Origin of the sequence: Aquimarina callyspongiae (assembly GCF_034322225.1) — a bacterium.
In the GTDB taxonomy this organism is placed as follows: domain Bacteria; phylum Bacteroidota; class Bacteroidia; order Flavobacteriales; family Flavobacteriaceae; genus Aquimarina.
In genome coordinates this window covers 440,026-457,025 of the sequence record NZ_JAXLPA010000001.1, presented here as the reverse complement: position 1 = coordinate 457,025, position 17,000 = coordinate 440,026, and the positions used below count along the sequence as shown (strand labels likewise).

At 36.5% G+C, this 17,000-nt stretch carries 3 protein-coding genes; 2 read left to right on the top strand and 1 reads right to left on the bottom strand.

Annotation, left to right across the window (positions count from 1 at the left end; genetic code table 11):
* Positions 1-48: 48 nt before the first annotated feature.
* Entirely contained in the window at positions 49-6,813 is a 6,765-nt protein-coding gene (locus U0D62_RS01850) for a choice-of-anchor tandem repeat GloVer-containing protein (RefSeq protein WP_322193519.1), read from the top strand.
* A gap of 84 nt (positions 6,814-6,897) precedes the next feature.
* Positions 6,898-9,102: an immunoglobulin-like domain-containing protein gene (locus U0D62_RS01845; RefSeq protein ID WP_322193517.1), complete on the top strand. Its 2,205-nt coding sequence runs from the start codon at positions 6,898-6,900 to the stop codon at positions 9,100-9,102.
* A gap of 542 nt (positions 9,103-9,644) precedes the next feature.
* On the opposite strand, the gene U0D62_RS01840 is transcribed toward U0D62_RS01845, so the two are convergent.
* Positions 9,645-16,622, bottom strand: a complete 6,978-nt coding sequence (locus U0D62_RS01840) for an FG-GAP-like repeat-containing protein (protein WP_322193516.1) — start codon at positions 16,620-16,622, stop codon at positions 9,645-9,647.
* Positions 16,623-17,000 lie beyond the last annotated feature (378 nt).

Here is a 17,000-nt window from a genome sequence, read left to right as displayed (position 1 = left end):
CTTGTGCTGCTAAAAAAATAAAATCAATTCTTATAACCCCATTTTACCATGAAACAATACTACAAACCTACTATGATTAAAAAAATTAATTATCTATGTTTTCTGTTATGCATGATAACAGTGTATTCTTTTGCTCAAGTAGCAGAAATAGAACCAAACAACGAAGCAAATCAAGCTGGTACACAGCGTATCTGGGATGGTCCTGCAACTATAACGGGAACGGTTTCAAATATGGATCCAGATTATTGGAACGTATCTAAACTACCAGGATTAGATCCTCAGAATGTTATAGAACTTTTTATTAGTAGCGGCTATGACCCTGCTACGATTCAAGTAGAATATGAGTTAAGAACTGGCGGTTATAACGGAACTGTAGCAGTGCCTTTTCGATCGCCAATACTTTTGAACCAGTCATCAGCTACTTTTTTTAATGGCATTGGATATCCATCGGTTCAAGCGGGTTGGTATGAAATGACGTTTAGTGGCTTGGGAATGGCGGATAATTATATGGTGCTTAAGATTACTACAACATCAGGCACACCCGTACCTTATAACATAGTATTACAAAGTGAAGATTATCCAGCCTGTAATACTCCTGCTGATGTTGCAGGGTTAAACGTTACAACACTAGGAGGAGCCAGTTTACAATTAGATACTTTTGCAGCAGTTAATGGAATTACAGGAGGATATGTAGTAGAAATAAATGATAGTCCAACATTTAGTGCTTTACCTAATCCGCAATTTGATGCACTTTCAGATGCTACACCATCAACGGTGTACAGCGGTTCGGGGCAGCAAGTAGTGTATGCTTCTCCTACACCAAATAGGTTAGCAACAGGTTTTGAAGTGCCAACGGTGCCTGAAAATTTATCTGTTACAGGCTTGAATTCTAATGTAACTTATTACTTTAGAGTTACTACTGCCAATGAATGTAATGGTTACTTTAGTTTTAGTAGTGGTGTTACTGCAAGCGGTGCTACATTTGCTTGTGATCCTCTATTAATAGCACCAAATCAAGTTGCTGGAATAACTACAGTAAATAATACAGTAGATTCATTCGGTGTGTCTTCTTTTACCGCTCCAACAGGTGGAGCAGATGGCTATGTCATAAAGGTAAATACTACTAATAGTTTTACAGCACCCATTGATGGTAGCATGCCCAGTGCTAATACAACCTATAACTTGGGAGCAGGAGAACAAGTGGTGTATACAGGAACATCAGCAACTCCTAACATAACAATTACTGGTTCTGCTGTTACTTCTGGAACAACTTTCTATGTAAAAGTGTATGCTTATAATAACTGTGAAGGAAATAGTTATTTTGAGAATACAGGAACTACAACTAGTGTAGCTATCTGTAATGGTGCACCAACCGTAACCCCTTCCTCATTATCCATTGATCAGGTAAGTTATAACTCAATGAGAATTAACTCTACTTCTGGAGCAGGAGGAGCTATTGGACAAGTGATTTTGATCAATACAGTAAATTCTTTTACACCTCCTGCAACAACGGGGACATTGCCTATTGGTAATACTTCATATTCCGGTACAGGACAACAAATAATTTATGCAGGAAGTGATGTAAATCCTGCAGTAACCGTTACCAATTTGACGAATGCTAATGGAGGAACACAGTACTTTTTCAAATCTTATGCATATGATCCTTGTGGTACCAATTTTTACTTCGAATCTAGCGGAGTAGATACAAATGCATTTACTTGTGGGGCAATCCAAAATGTAGCAAGTAATGCAGTATTTTTTGAGGTAGGTGATTCTTTTATGGATTTTGTAGCCTTTTCACCTGCTGCAGGAGTAACAGGCTATGTAGTAAAAATGAATACGGTTAATACATTTTCGCCTCCTGTAGATGGTAATAGTACATTACCCATTGCAAATACTAATTATACAGGAGGAGAACAGGTGATTTATGCCGGGACATCGTCTAGTCCGGATTTTCGTATTACAGGATTGAGTGCGGCAACAACCTATCATTTTACGATATATTCTTATACCGATTGTAGTGGGACGTTGTTTTACGAACAAACAGGGTATAATTTCTCTAGAGAAAACGTAAACTCACCATCAAATCTTACGTTTAATGATTTTAGTGTCACGTTTGGTGATCCCGATTTTAATTTAAATAACCTTACCTCATCTCTTTCTCCCGGGGCAAGGACGTATACAATTTTACCAGGAGGAACATCTACTGGTAGTTCATTATCAGGTACAGGAAACAATATCATGACACCTGGTAATGTGGGAACAGTATTGGTACAAGTAGATCAAGCTGCTGCTGCAAATTTCAATTCAGGAACAGCACAAGCCACCATAACAATTAATAAAGCAGCACCGGCAATTACTTTTAACAACCAGACCGTTTCTTTTGGAAGTGGTGATGTGACACTAGGAGCTACTTCAAATTCAACAGGAACTATATCTTATAGTTTTGTTGGAAGTGCAAATGGGAATGTGCTTTCGGGGGCTAATAATGAAATATTAACACCAGGAAATGCAGGGACAGTAACTATCCGTGCTTCTGTTGCAGAAGATGCTAATTTCAATGCTGGAACAAAAGACATTTTCTTTTCTGTATCAGCTCCTTCAGAAATCATAGGAATCAATGCAAACGGAGTATACAAAATTGTAAATGAAAGTACAGTATCAACATTAGTAGATTTTACGGTAAATGCTACTACAACAGGCTCAGATGGAAAAGGTGAATTACTTCAAGTAAGTGGAAAATTGTGGGGAGTAACCAATACAGGTGGTGCTAATGATAATGGAACTATTTTTAATATCAATACAGACGGTACCGGTTTTAACAAAGTACACGATTTTAATGCAACAACAGAGGGAGGTAATCCTTCAGGTTTTTTAACTTTTAGCAATGGTAAAATTTTGGGAGTATTAACAAGCGGAGGACCAGGATCAGGAAGTGGATCACCAGCAGGTAGTATCTTTTCGATTGATACAGATGGATCTAATTTTACGGTAATACGTGGTTTCTCTTTTGCTAGTGGTACAGTTTCACCATTAGCGGTACCTAATGGCGGACTTACAGAAGCGAACGGAAAACTTTGGGGAGTAGCACAATTTGGAGGAAACTTCTTTTCTGGAGGGATTTACAGCATCAATGCAGACGGATCAGGATACTCTGAAGATTATTTATTCCCAAATGATGGATCATCATCACAACCTATCACTAAATTAACATTAGCCAATAACAAATTATGGGGTACTACAACATCTAGAGGAGGATCTGTATTTACAATAGATCCATCAACTATTAATCCATCAGGAGTAGGTTTTAGCCAGATTCATCGTTTTGCGTTTAGTGGTGATGAATCGTTTGGTAGGCTAACCATTTCTGGAAACCAACTTTTTGGTGTTTGGAGACAAGGAGGAGCTAATAACACTGGAGTTCTTTTTAGAATTAATGATAACGGTACCGGTTACACTACGCTTTATGATTGGCCGTTTACAGGTGCACCTCGGAACCCTTTATCTGCTTTGAGTATAGATGGAGGGACTATTTTTGGAAGTACAACTACAGGAGGTATCAATAATTTAGGTACTGTTTATAAAGTCGATACGGATGGTACAGGATATCAGGATATCATAACTCATACATCGGTACCAGGAATTGGATCTTTTTCGATTGCCAAAGACAGGCTTATACCAAGCATTAACTTTAATGATCAGACAGTTGAACATTTAGGTACAGCTACGTTAGCGGCCACGTCCAATTCTACAGGAGCAATTACGTACTCCTTGATAGGAGATACTACTGGATCTACATTAAATGGAACTATTTTTACAGCTGGTAATGTAGGAACGGTAACTGTTCGAGCTTCATTAGCACAAGATGAGAATTTTGAAGCAGCTACTAAAGATATTACCATTACGATTAGCAAAACTAATCCAACGTTTACCATTGCAGATATTGATACTACCTTTGGTAGTGCGGATATTACCTTAACGCCAAGTGCAACAAATTATACAGGAGGTACTGTTACCTATCAGTTTGTAGATCCATCGAATACTAATAATGTAAGTACAACAGGTTTCAATACCACAAGTATGATTTCTGCTACAACATTAAATGTAGGAACGCAAGGAACAGAAACCGTTCGAGTTACTTTAGCAGAGACAAGTAATTTTAATGCAGCTACTTTTGAGTTTCAATTGAACATTGGTGGTGGAATAGCTGATTTGTCTGAGTTTACAGATTTTACAGTAGAATTATTACAATCAGATCTAACACTAAGTGTTCCTTCAGCTCCTGGAATTACTGTAGATTATGAGTTATTAACTTCAAATACAGAAGCTAGTCTAAGCGGTACAAATAGCGAAATCTTATCAATAGGTAATATTATAGGAACAGAAACTTTACGAGTTACTGTTAATGAACCTAATTATACTTCCACTACAAAAGACGTAACTCTCACTATTGCAAAAGCAAGCCAAACGATTACTTTTAATCCTTTAAGCAGTACTAATGTTGGGTCAGCTCCTTTTAATTTAACCGCTACTTCGGATTCAGGGTTACCGGTAACTTATGCTAGTTCTAATCCTTTTGTAGCTACTATTTCTGGAAATATGGTGACCATAATAGGAAAAGGAACAACCAATATAACGGCAAGTCAAGCAGGAAATGAAACCTATGCTGCAGCAACAGAAGTGGTAGAAAGCTTAACTGTTAATGGAATTATTTTACAAAATCAAGAAGTGTCTGTAACACCAACTTCAGGAGTTTGTGATGTTGAAGCAACAGTTTCTTTAGCTTCTTCTCAAAATGGTGTAAATTATTATTTGAGAGATGATCTTGACAATAGCTTGATCGAAGTTAAAGAAGGGACAGGAAGTGGCATTTCTTTTACAAGCGAAACACTGACGGCAAATAAAACCTATAATGTACTAGCTGTTGATGCTGAAGAAAGATTAAATGCGTTGCAATTTGATGGGGTAGATGGATATGTAGAAATACCAAATACAATCAACAATGAATTTTCAGGAAATAGAATCACAGTAGAAACATGGGCTTATATTCCTTCTTCTGATGATACAGATCAATACACTTCTTTGATTACTGAAGCATTTAATAATAACAAAATCAAATACCAAATAGCCATTTTGAATGGTCAAATAGAGACAGGTTTTTACGATAGCGGTTGGACTACTACTCCTTTAGTAAACTATCCTAAAGATAAATGGATTCATATTGCCTCTACTTACGATCAAAGTAGTTTGATATTATATATCGATGGTGTTGAAGTGTCAAGACGATCTGCTTCTGCTGCTTTACCAAATGGAAATGGTGTATGGCATTTAGGTAGACGTTGGGATCAAGCGCAAACATCGGATTTTATTTTTGGTGGAAGATTAGCAGAAACAAGGATATGGAATGTAACCAGAACTGTTACGCAAATCAATGAGAATATGAATATTCGTATGAACAATGCAACTGGATTGGTAACAAGTTACACTTATGACGAAACAACCGGAACAACTTTAGCTGATAAAACAGGTAACGGATTTAATGGCACATTAACTGATTTACAAGGAGATAATACCAATTGGGTATTGGCAGTTAATCGTTTAGAAATGACCAATACACCAGCTGTTTCAATAGAGGCTTTAACAGATCAAACGGTAAGTTTAGTTCAACCTACTGTTCAATCCGCCACTATTTCCTTAGAAGGATCACAACTTGGTGTAGATTATAGTTTGAGAGATAATGCAGATGATTCAGTCATAGAAACTATTACAGGAACTGGTTTAGCGATAATCTTTACAACAGAAACTATTACAGCAGATAAAACCTATAATGTATTTGCTGATGGAGGTACTTGTAATTTGCAACTAACCAATACTCCTACAGCTATTTTCGCAAAGTTAAATCAAACCATTACGTTTAATGCTTTGACCAATCAAACTTTGGGTGATCCAAATTTTGATTTGTTAGCTACCACAGATTCTGGATTAGAAATTACTTATACAAGTTCAGATGAAACGGTAGCAACAATAAGTGGCAGTACGGTAACAATAGTAGGAGTTGGAACTACTAATATTACCGCTTCACAATCCGGAAATGCCAGTTATGAAGCTGCAACGGATGTGATGCAAAGTTTAACGGTCATCAACCCGAATATATTAGTAACTCCTAAAGCTTACTTACAAGGAGCTGCTACAAATCCTAATACAGGAGAAGAAATGCTTATGCGAGATGATTTACGTGTGGCGGGTATCATACCTCTGACTAGTCCTTATACGGATGCGGTAACCATATCAAATAGTATATTAACAACTACAGGAGCCAATACCATTGTAGATTGGGTATGGGTGGAACTACGAGATGCCAGCAATCCATCAACGATAATTGATAGTAAATCGGCATTATTACAAAGGGATGGTGATATTGTAAATCATATAGATGGAACATCTGCGGTAGAATTTACGCAATCCTCAGCTTCTTACTATGTGGCCATTAAACACCGTAATCACTTAAATGTACGTTCGGCCAATACCTATAATTTATCAGCAAGTAATACTGTTATTGATCTTTCTACAAGTAATACCGCATTACAAGGAGGAGCTAACGCCATAATCAATATGGGTAACGGAATATTTTCTATCCCTGTTGGAGATCAGGACGAAAACGGTCAGATACAGAATGCAGATATTAATGCTGTTATTCAATTATTAGGAGGATCAGGCTATAACAAAGCGGATATGGATATGAATGGTCAGATTCAAAATACGGATATCAATACTCTGATGAGCCCTAACCTTGGTAAAGGAGAACAGTTTTAAAACATTGATAATGAACTAACGGAGACTTAACAAATTCTCAAAAAATATAAAAGAATTAAAACCTTAACCCCTTAAATATATAACATGAAACACAATTATTACCAATTTATTAAGAACTTAACCCTGGTACTAGCCTTGGTGTCAGGATTAATGAGTGTCCGGGGACAGGATATTCATTTTACTTTTGCCAATGCACAAAACACCAATGATGGAACTGATGATTTCTACGAAGTAGATGTATTGATCGAAAGTACTGTAGATTTTAAACTAGGATCTGGACAGTTATACCTGAACTATAATACAGCTGCATTTGGAACTAATATTTCTGCTGGTGGAAATATAGAATATACCCAACCTAATGGATCTATTTTAGGACAAACCAGTGGTCCTTTCCCAATCTACACTAGCTTTATTCAAAATGATAATACAACCTCAAGAGTATCTTTATCATTTCAACAAGGATTAAGTGCGGGCGCTATTAATCCTGAAAACGTTACCAGTACTCCAACTGTTTTATTTCACATAAAAATTAAGTATGTTGATATAACAGAGGATCCAATGATAATCTTTGAGACTGGAGCAGTGTTTTTAGATCAGTTTTTCACAGCTTGTGGTCCCTCTTCTGTCACTTTTCCTAATTGTACTAGCGAACCAGGAACACAATTGTTTAATGATACTTTTGATTCTTCGGGAGCAGAAATTGATACAACACCTCCTGTAATTACTTTAACGGGAGCGAACCCACAAGTGATCGAATTGGGAGTTGGATATACAGAACTGGGAGCTACTACCGATGATGGATCAGCTGTAGTGATCGATGACAGTGGATTTGTAGATGCAGTAGGAAATTATAGTATTACATATAATGCAACTGATGGATCAGGAAATAATGCGGTAGAAGTAATTAGAACAGTAAATGTAGTAGATACCACTGCACCGGTTATTACTTTAACGGGAGCGAACCCACAAGTAATCGAATTAGGAGCAGGATATACAGAATTAGGAGCTACTACGGATGATGGATCAGTTGTGGTGATTGATGACAGTGGATTTGTAGATGCTATAGGAAGTTATACTGTTACATATAATGCTACCGATGCATCCGGAAATAGCGCAGTACAGGTGACGAGAATCGTAAATGTAGTAGATACTACTGCACCGGTAATTACCTTAACGGGAGCGAACCCACAAGTAATCGAATTAGGAGCAGGATATACAGAATTAGGAGCTACTACCGATGATGGATCAGCTGTGGTGATTGATGACAGTGGATTTGTAGATGCTATAGGAAGTTATAGTATTACATATAATGCTACAGATGCTTCAGGAAATAATGCTGTACAGGTAACGAGAACTGTAAATGTAGTAGATACTACTGCACCGGTTATTACTTTAACGGGAGCGAACCCACAAGTAATCGAATTAGGAGCAGGGTATACAGAATTAGGAGCGACTACTGATGATGGATCAGCTGTGGTGATTGATGATAGTGGATTTGTAGATGCAGTAGGAAGTTATAGTATTACATATAATGCTACGGACGCTTCAGGAAATAATGCAGTACAGGTAACCAGAACTGTAAATGTAGTAGATACTACTGCACCGGTTATTACTTTAACGGGAGCGAACCCGCAAACTATAGAATTAGGTGCAGGCTATACAGAATTAGGAGCGACTACGGATGATGGATCAGTTGTGGTGATTGATGACAGTGGATTTGTAGATGCTATAGGAAGTTATAGTATTACATATAATACTACCGATGCATCCGGAAATAATGCAATACAGGCGACGAGAACAGTAAATGTTGTAGATACCACTGCACCAGTGATTACTTTAACAGGTGCGAACCCACAAGTGATCGAATTAGGAGCAGGCTATACAGAATTAGGAGCTACTACTGATGATGGATCAGCTGTGGTGATTGATGACAGTGGGTTTGTAGATGCTATAGGAAGTTATAGTATTACATATAATGCTACAGATGCCTCAGGAAATAATGCAATACAGGTAACCAGAACTGTTAATGTTGTACCGGTGCTAAACATAGAAGAACAAGTATTAAATCAACTAATTCTTACCCCAAATCCTGCCAAGGATCATTTCCGGATTGATGGACTAAAAGAAAATATAGAAGTTGCTATATACGATTTGAACGGTAAACAAATTAACAAAATTTTGATCCATCCGACAAATACTATTAATATTACACAGCTAACATCAGGAGTGTATTTTGTGAAAATAACTATAGGACAGACTAGTAAAACGTTTAAGTTATTAAAAGATTAAAAAAATAGACAGCAGCGAGTTCAAGACTCGTCGTTGTTTAATATCAAATAAGAGTTTAATTTATGTAAAACCTATAAACTAAGTAATTTTACATTTTTTAACGGCTAAGAACAAGTAGAATCGAGTCATATTCTTGCTATTAAAAACAAAAAAACTAAAATGTTTAATTTAAGCATTTTAGTTTTTTTTAACCTATTGTAAAAACTTATTTTTTGTCAAAATACAGTCATTTTTGTTAGACAACAGATTATCAATGCAAAATGATTCGATAATTCAAAAACCCTGGATTAGGTTGATAAGAAAATACTTTTTCTAATCAAAAGTTATTTGATAAATACTTGGTTAGTTAAAACATTAGGTATGTTTTTAATGCTTGAAATCAAAGAATCATTATTTTTAATCAATTAGAAACCCCCAACGCTTGCGAAGGAAATTTGAAAACCTTAAATTTTCAATAAACTAAGAATAAAATTTCTTCTGCAGAATATTCCGTGGGTTTGCCCGTTGAAATATTTTTTTCTATTACATATTTACCTATTATCTTAATGTTTAATCACTATCTTTTTAGATACAAATCCTTTAGAAATAAAATACCCTCGCAACCAATATACTCCTTCTTGTAGATGATCAACTTTTATATATTCTTGTAATTGATGCTCATTAAACTGATAAATTTTCTTTCCTGTCATATCATAAATTTCCAGAACTTGAAGATTTTCAAAATTCAAAATTCTTATATAATCTGAAGCGGGATTAGGAAATACTTCTAAAATTGGGTTGGGATTATTTACAATTACAGTTCTAATAACCTCTTCTGCCATATTACCATTACTATCTATTGCATTATATGAAATATAATATGTGCCGGTAGCGTCAATAAAATCAGAGCTATTAATAATTACTTCGGATCCATCATCGGTAGTAGCTCCTAATTCGGTATAACCGGAACCTTTGGTAATTATTTGAGGATCATCTCCTAATAAAGTAATTACTGGAGGTATATTATCTTCTACTGTGACCAAGGCATTACAACTATTAGTATTACCTGAGGGATCAGTTGCTGTAAGTGTAACTGTATGAACTCCTACTTCTGCCAAAGAAAACTGAGTTTTGTTTAGAGTTAAAACAACTCCACATGCATCATTAGAACCATTGTCAATATCGGCTGCAATGATGGCGGCATTTCCAGTAGCATCTAGCTGAATGGTTATGTCTTGGCATACAACCATAGGTTGTATCGTATCTTGCACAGTTACTGTAGCAGTATTAGTATCTGAATTACCATTGATATCGGTTATCGTTAACGTCACTGTGTTTGTTCCAATGTTTGTACAATCAAAATTAGTAACATCCAAACTCATTGATTGAATTCCGCAGGCATCTGAGGAACCATTGTCGATCTGAGCAGGACTAATGGTTGCATTTCCTGAAACGTCTAGTTGCACAGTAATATTTTGTGTAATAATTGAAGATGTAACGTTATCCTCCACAGTTACTATAGCGGTATTGATACCTGAATTACCATTGACATCAGTTACCGTTAAAGTCACTGTATTTGCTCCAACATTAATACAATCAAACGAAGAAGTATCTAAACTCATCGATTGTATTCCACAGTTATCTGAAGAACCATTATCAATCTGAGCTGCAGTGATATTTGCATTTCCAGAAGCATCCAATTGTACGGTGATATCTTGTGTAACTACACTTGGTCCAACGGTATCTTCAACAATTACTGTAGCGGTATTGGTATCCGAATTACCATTAACATCGGTTACTGTTAAGGCCACTGTATTTGTTCCAACATTAGTACAATCAAAGGAAGTAATATCTAAACTCATCAATTGAATACCACAAGCATCTGACGAACCATTGTCTATTTGCGCTGTTGTTATACTTGCATTTCCTGAGGCATCTAATTGCACAGTAATATTTTGTGTAAGTACAACAGGTGAAACATTATCTTCAACAGTTACTGTAGCAGCATTGGTATCTGAATTTCCATTGACATCAGTTACGGTTAAGATCACCGTGTTTGTTCCAATGTTCGTACAATCAAATGATGTTACATCTAAACTCATCGATTGAATTCCACAATTATCTGAAGAACCATTATCGACCTGAGCTGGTGTGATACTTGCATTTCCTGAAGCGTCTAACTGTACAGTGATATCTTGTGTAACTACACTTGATAAAACGTTATCTTCTACTGTTACTATTGCGGTATTGGTATCCGAGTTTCCGTTCACATCAGTTACGGTTAAGATCACCGTGTTTGTTCCAATGTTCGTACAATCAAATGATGTTACATCTAAACTCATCGATTGAATTCCACAGTTATCAGAAGAACCATTATCAATTTGAGCTGGTGCGATACTTGCATTTCCTGAAGCGTCTAACTGTACAGTGATATCTTGTGTAACTACACTTGATAAAACGTTATCTTCCACTGTTACTATTGCGGTATTGGTATCCGAGTTCCCGTTCACATCAGTGACGGTTAAGGCCACTGTATTTGTTCCAACATTAGTACAATCAAAGGAAGTAATATCTAAACTCATCGATTGAATACCGCATGCATCTGAGGAACCATTATCAATTTGCGCAGGCGTTATACTTGCATTTCCTGAAGCGTTTAGTTGAACGGTGATGTTTTGAGTAATTACGGCAGGTGCAACATTATCTTCTACAGTTACCGTAGCCGTATTGGTATCTGAATTTCCATTCACATCAGTTACGGTTAAGATCACCGTGTTTGTTCCAATGTTCGTACAATCAAATGATGTTACATCTAAACTCATCGATTGAATTCCACAGTTATCAGAAGAACCATTATCAATTTGAGCTGGTGTGATACTTGCATTTCCTGAAGCGTCTAACTGTACAGTGATATCTTGTGTAACTACACTTGATAAAACGTTATCTTCTACTGTTACTATTGCGGTATTAGTATCCGAGTTTCCGTTCACATCAGTTACGGTTAAGGTCACTGTGTTTACTCCAATATTTGTACAATTTAATGAAGTAGTATCCAAACTCATCGATTGGATTCCACAATTATCTGAAGAACCATTATCGACCTGAGCAGGTGTGATACTTGCATTTCCTGAAGCATCTAATTGTACTGTGATATCTTGAGTAACTACACTTGGTTTGGTTACATCAACTGTACTAAAACTTCCTTCTGATGAAAAAGCTGATCCTGCAAAACTATGATCTATGGCTTGTACTTTAAAGGTATAATTAGTAGTACAAGCTGCAGGAAGTTTATATATATAACTGGTACCTTGTCCTACATTACCTAAAGCAGGAAGTTTACGCCATCCATCATTTTCTTGTGCCATTGGAGTTTTAGCATATATAGGCATCCCTACTGGGTTCTCTTTTATATATACATTGTAACTTAATCCACTACCAGAGGTTTCTGTATCTGTACTGGCTGTCCAGCTTAAGGTTACGACATCACCATTTACTACAGCTGCTGGATTCGTTGGGGCTGTAGGTATTGTGTTTGAAGTAGCTATATTGTTAATATATATTTTTGAAATGAAAGAACTGTTTGTCACACCTGACAATGCGATGTCTAAATCCCCATCATTATCATAATCACCCCAAACGCCATCACTAACCACTAAACCTGGTAAATCATCCGTAATAAGTTGTGTAAAAACACCTGCGTCATTCGTATATATTCTAGTTTTCGCCCCACCTCCAGAACCCGTTAATAATATATCTAAATCTCCATCATTATCATAATCACCCCAAGCTGCTGAACCTTCTTGCACCCCTAATAAGTTAGCAGTTGCTAGTTCTGTAAAACTCCCAGCTGTATTGGTATATACTTTTGTTACTCTAGCGCTTCCAGTATATCCAGACAACAAAATATCTAAATCTCCATCATTATCATAATCACCCCAAGCTGTTGAACTATAAGATACTCCTGTTAAATTCGCTGAGACAAGTTCTGTAAAAACACCATCATTGTTAGTATAGATTTTTGATATATCTAAACTTCCAGTGTATCCTGTTAGTAATACATCTAAATCCCCATCATTATCATAATCGCCCCATTCTACAGAACCGCTACTTAATCTTGGGAAACTAGCAGTGGTGAGTTCTGTAAAAGTTCCTGCATCATTGGTATATATTTTAGAAATACCTCCCGTTAAGAATATATCCAAATCCCCATCATTATCATAATCTCCCCAAGCTACATCTCCAAAAGCGATTCCTGGCAAATTAGCGGTTGCTAATTCTGTAAATGAACCTCCAGTATTGGTATAGATTTTTGATATAAGAGTATTCCCAATATCCAAACCTGTTATAAGTAGATCTAAATCCCCATCGTTATCATAATCACCCCATTCCACAGCCCCAGATTGTACTCCTATCAAATTTGCCGTAGCTAATGCTGTAAAAGTTCCGTTATTATTAGTATAGATTGTTGAAATTGGATCGGTAGATGCGGAAATCGATTTTTTACCAGATACTAATAAGTCTAAATCCCCATCATTATCATAATCGCCCCATGCTACAGCACTTTGAAAAACATTAGTCAAATTGGCAGTATCAAGTTCAATAAAGTTTCTTAAATCTACAATACTAAAAGTACCTTCTGTAGAAAATTCAGAGCCAGCAAAACTGTGATCAATAGCCTGAATTTTAAACGTAAAATCTTTGTTCGTATTAAGATATTCTTGAGGTAATTTCCATACATATGAAGTGTTTTGTCCTGCATTACCTATAGCAGGAAGTTTACGCCAACCATCATTTTCTTGCGCCATTGGACTTTTAGCATATATAGGCAATGCCACTGGATTTTCTTTTATAAATACATTATAACTTAAACCACCACTAGGTGTTTCTGTATCCGTACTAGCTGTCCAACTCAAAGTCACTTCATTTCTATTTACCACAGCTGTAGGATTCGTAGGCGCTGTCGGTATTGTATTAGAGGTAACAGTGTTATTAGTGTATATTTTTGAAACTCTTCCTCCAACTAATTCACCTGTTAATAGAATATCTAAATCATTATCGTTATCATAATCTCCCCAAGTTGCAGAACCATAACGTACACCAGTTAAATTTGCAGTGGTCAATTCTGCAAAAGTTCCTGCGGTATTGGTATATATTTTTGAAATCTCTGTACTACCTCCTATACCTGTTAGCAATATATCTAAATCTCCATCATTGTCGTAATCGCCCCAAGCTGCAGAACTATGTTGTAACCCCGGTAAATTAGCAGTAGCTAGTTCGGTAAAGCTTCCAGAGGTATTGGTATATATTTTTGAAACCGTTGAGCTTCCTGTATATCCTGCCAATAAGATGTCTAAGTCCCCATCATTGTCATAATCGCCCCATGCTACAGCACTAAAAGATACCCCTGTTAAGTTTGCTGTAATAAGTTCTGTAAAAACCCCTCCGGTATTGGTATATATTTTTGAAATATCAGCACTTCCTGTAAACCCTGTTAACAAGATATCTAAATCTCCGTCATTGTCATAATCTCCCCAAGCTACAGAACCATTATCTACCCTTGGTAAATTAGCAGTAGCAAGTTCAGTAAAAGTTCCTGCCGTATTAGTGTATATTTTTGAAGTACCCCCTGTTAATATTATATCTAAATCTCCATCATTGTCATAATCGCCCCAAGCTACAGAACTACCTCCTATCCCTGTTAAATTAGCTGTAGCAAGCTCGGTAAAAACTCCTGCTGTATTGGTGTATATTTTTGAAATATTGCCACTAACAGATTGACCTGTTAATAAGATGTCTAAGTCCCCATCATTATCGTAATCTCCCCAAGCAGAGCGACCAAATGCTACTCCTGGTATATTTGCAGAAGCAAGTTCAGTAAAAACGCCAGCAGTATTGGTATATATTTTTGAAGTTTGACCACCATTTAGGTCTGTGTTAGTTCCAGTTATCAATATATCTAAATCGCCATCATTGTCATAATCACCCCATGCTACCGAACTATTTTCCAACTGTGATAAACCAGGAGTATTCAGTTCTACAAAAGGACTTAAATCTACACTAAAAGTACCTTCTGTAGAAAATGCAGATCCCGTAAAACTATGATCTATAGCTTGTACTTTAAAGGTGAAATTAGTATCTATTCCATGATATTGCAGAGGTAGTTTCCACCTATATGAAGTGTTTTGTTGTGCGTTACCTCTAGCAGGAAGTTTACGCCAACCGTTATTTTCTTGAGCCATTGGGCTAACTGTGTATGCTGAGCTTGTCGAAGCATCTTTTATATACACATTATAACTTAAACCACTGCTGGGAGTTTCTGCATCGGTACTGGCTGTCCAACTTACCGTAACTTCATCTTTGTTTACTACGGCTGTTGGATTCGTAGGTGCTGTGGGAGCTGTGTTCAGTGTAACTGTATTGTTGGTAAATATTTTTGAAGTCACAGGAAATTCTCCTGTTAATAAAATATCTAAATCGCCATCATTATCATAATCACCCCACGCAGAACGACCAAATGCAGCGCCTGGTAAATTGGCTGTAGCAAGTTCAGTAAAAGCTCCCGCTGTATTGGTATATATTTTTGAAATATTTCCGCTTGCAGTCCAACCATTCAATAAAACATCCAAATCTCCATCATTGTCATAATCTCCCCAAAGTGCAGCACCAACATTAACTGCTGTTAAGTTCGCTGTGGCCAGCTCGGTAAAAGTCCCTGCCGTATTGGTGTATATTTTTGAAATACTAGCGCTAGCTGTGCTTCCTTCTATACCGGTTAACAATATGTCTAAATCGCCATCATTGTCATAATCGCCCCAATCTACTGAGCTAAAAGACACTTGTGCTAAATTTGCTGTGGCGAGCTCAGTAAAAGTCCCTGCTGTATTGGTGTATATTTTTGAAATACGCGAACCTCCTGCGGAGCCAGTTAGTACAATATCTAGATCTCCATCATTATCATAATCGCCCCATGCTACTGCACCATCTGTTACTCCAGTTAAATTTGCTGTAGCGAGTTCGGTAAAAATTCCTGCTGTGTTGGTATATATTTTTGAAACTGTAGCACTTCCTGTAAATCCTGTTAGTAAGATATCTAAATCTCCATCATTATCATAATCACCCCAGGCTACCGCACCATTTGTTATTCCTGTTAAGTTTGCCGTAACAAGCTCTGTAAAAGTCCCTGCCGTATTGGTATATATTTTTGAAACTGTAGTACTTCCTATGGAACCTGTTAGTACAATATCTAAATCTCCATCGTTATCATAATCGCCCCAAGCTACAGCACTATTGTTTACGTCTGTTAAGTTTGCAGTAGCAAGTTCTGTAAAGGTTCCTGCTGTATTGGTATATATTTTTGACACTCGTGTACTTCCTGTCCAACCGGTCAATAATAGGTCTAAGTCACCATCATCGTCATAATCACCCCAAGCTACAGCACTTTGGGCAACGTCTGTTAAATTTGCTGTGGCAAGTTCGGTGAAGGTTTGTGCATTAATCCAAAAACTGATTAATGGACATAGGCATAGTAGTAGTTTTTTCATGATAAGGGGGGTAAAATATTACTGTTGTTATTATTTCATTATATATTGAACTTATCTTGACTTTTTATAACTTCTTAAAAGTCATCTTTTTCACTTAAATGAAAAAAGTCAAGATGGATTCCATACTAATACAGTTAATTTATGAAATACCCTATTTTTTATTTCCCTCTATTTTTTACCATTTTTTAGTTAAACAAATTACCGGATTTTCAATTCACAGATAAGGAAGCAATTAAGTATACTATACATTGTTTTACCTTTAGTATTGCTTGATTTTAAGAAAAGTAGTTTTTTAATAGAGTGTTTTTTGCATTTCCATCTTTATGAGAGAAAATTAACTGGTAATAGATTTATAATATCCACAAGATTTTGTAATCA

Bases quoted from the DNA above. Each gene is read 5' to 3' on its own strand.
- U0D62_RS01845 (WP_322193517.1), top strand. From the start codon at position 6,898: ATGAAACACAATTATTACCAATTTATTAAGAACTTAACCCTGGTACTA.
- U0D62_RS01840 (WP_322193516.1), bottom strand. From the start codon at position 16,622: ATGAAAAAACTACTACTATGCCTATGTCCATTAATCAGTTTTTGGATT.
- U0D62_RS01850 (WP_322193519.1), top strand. From the start codon at position 49: ATGAAACAATACTACAAACCTACTATGATTAAAAAAATTAATTATCTA.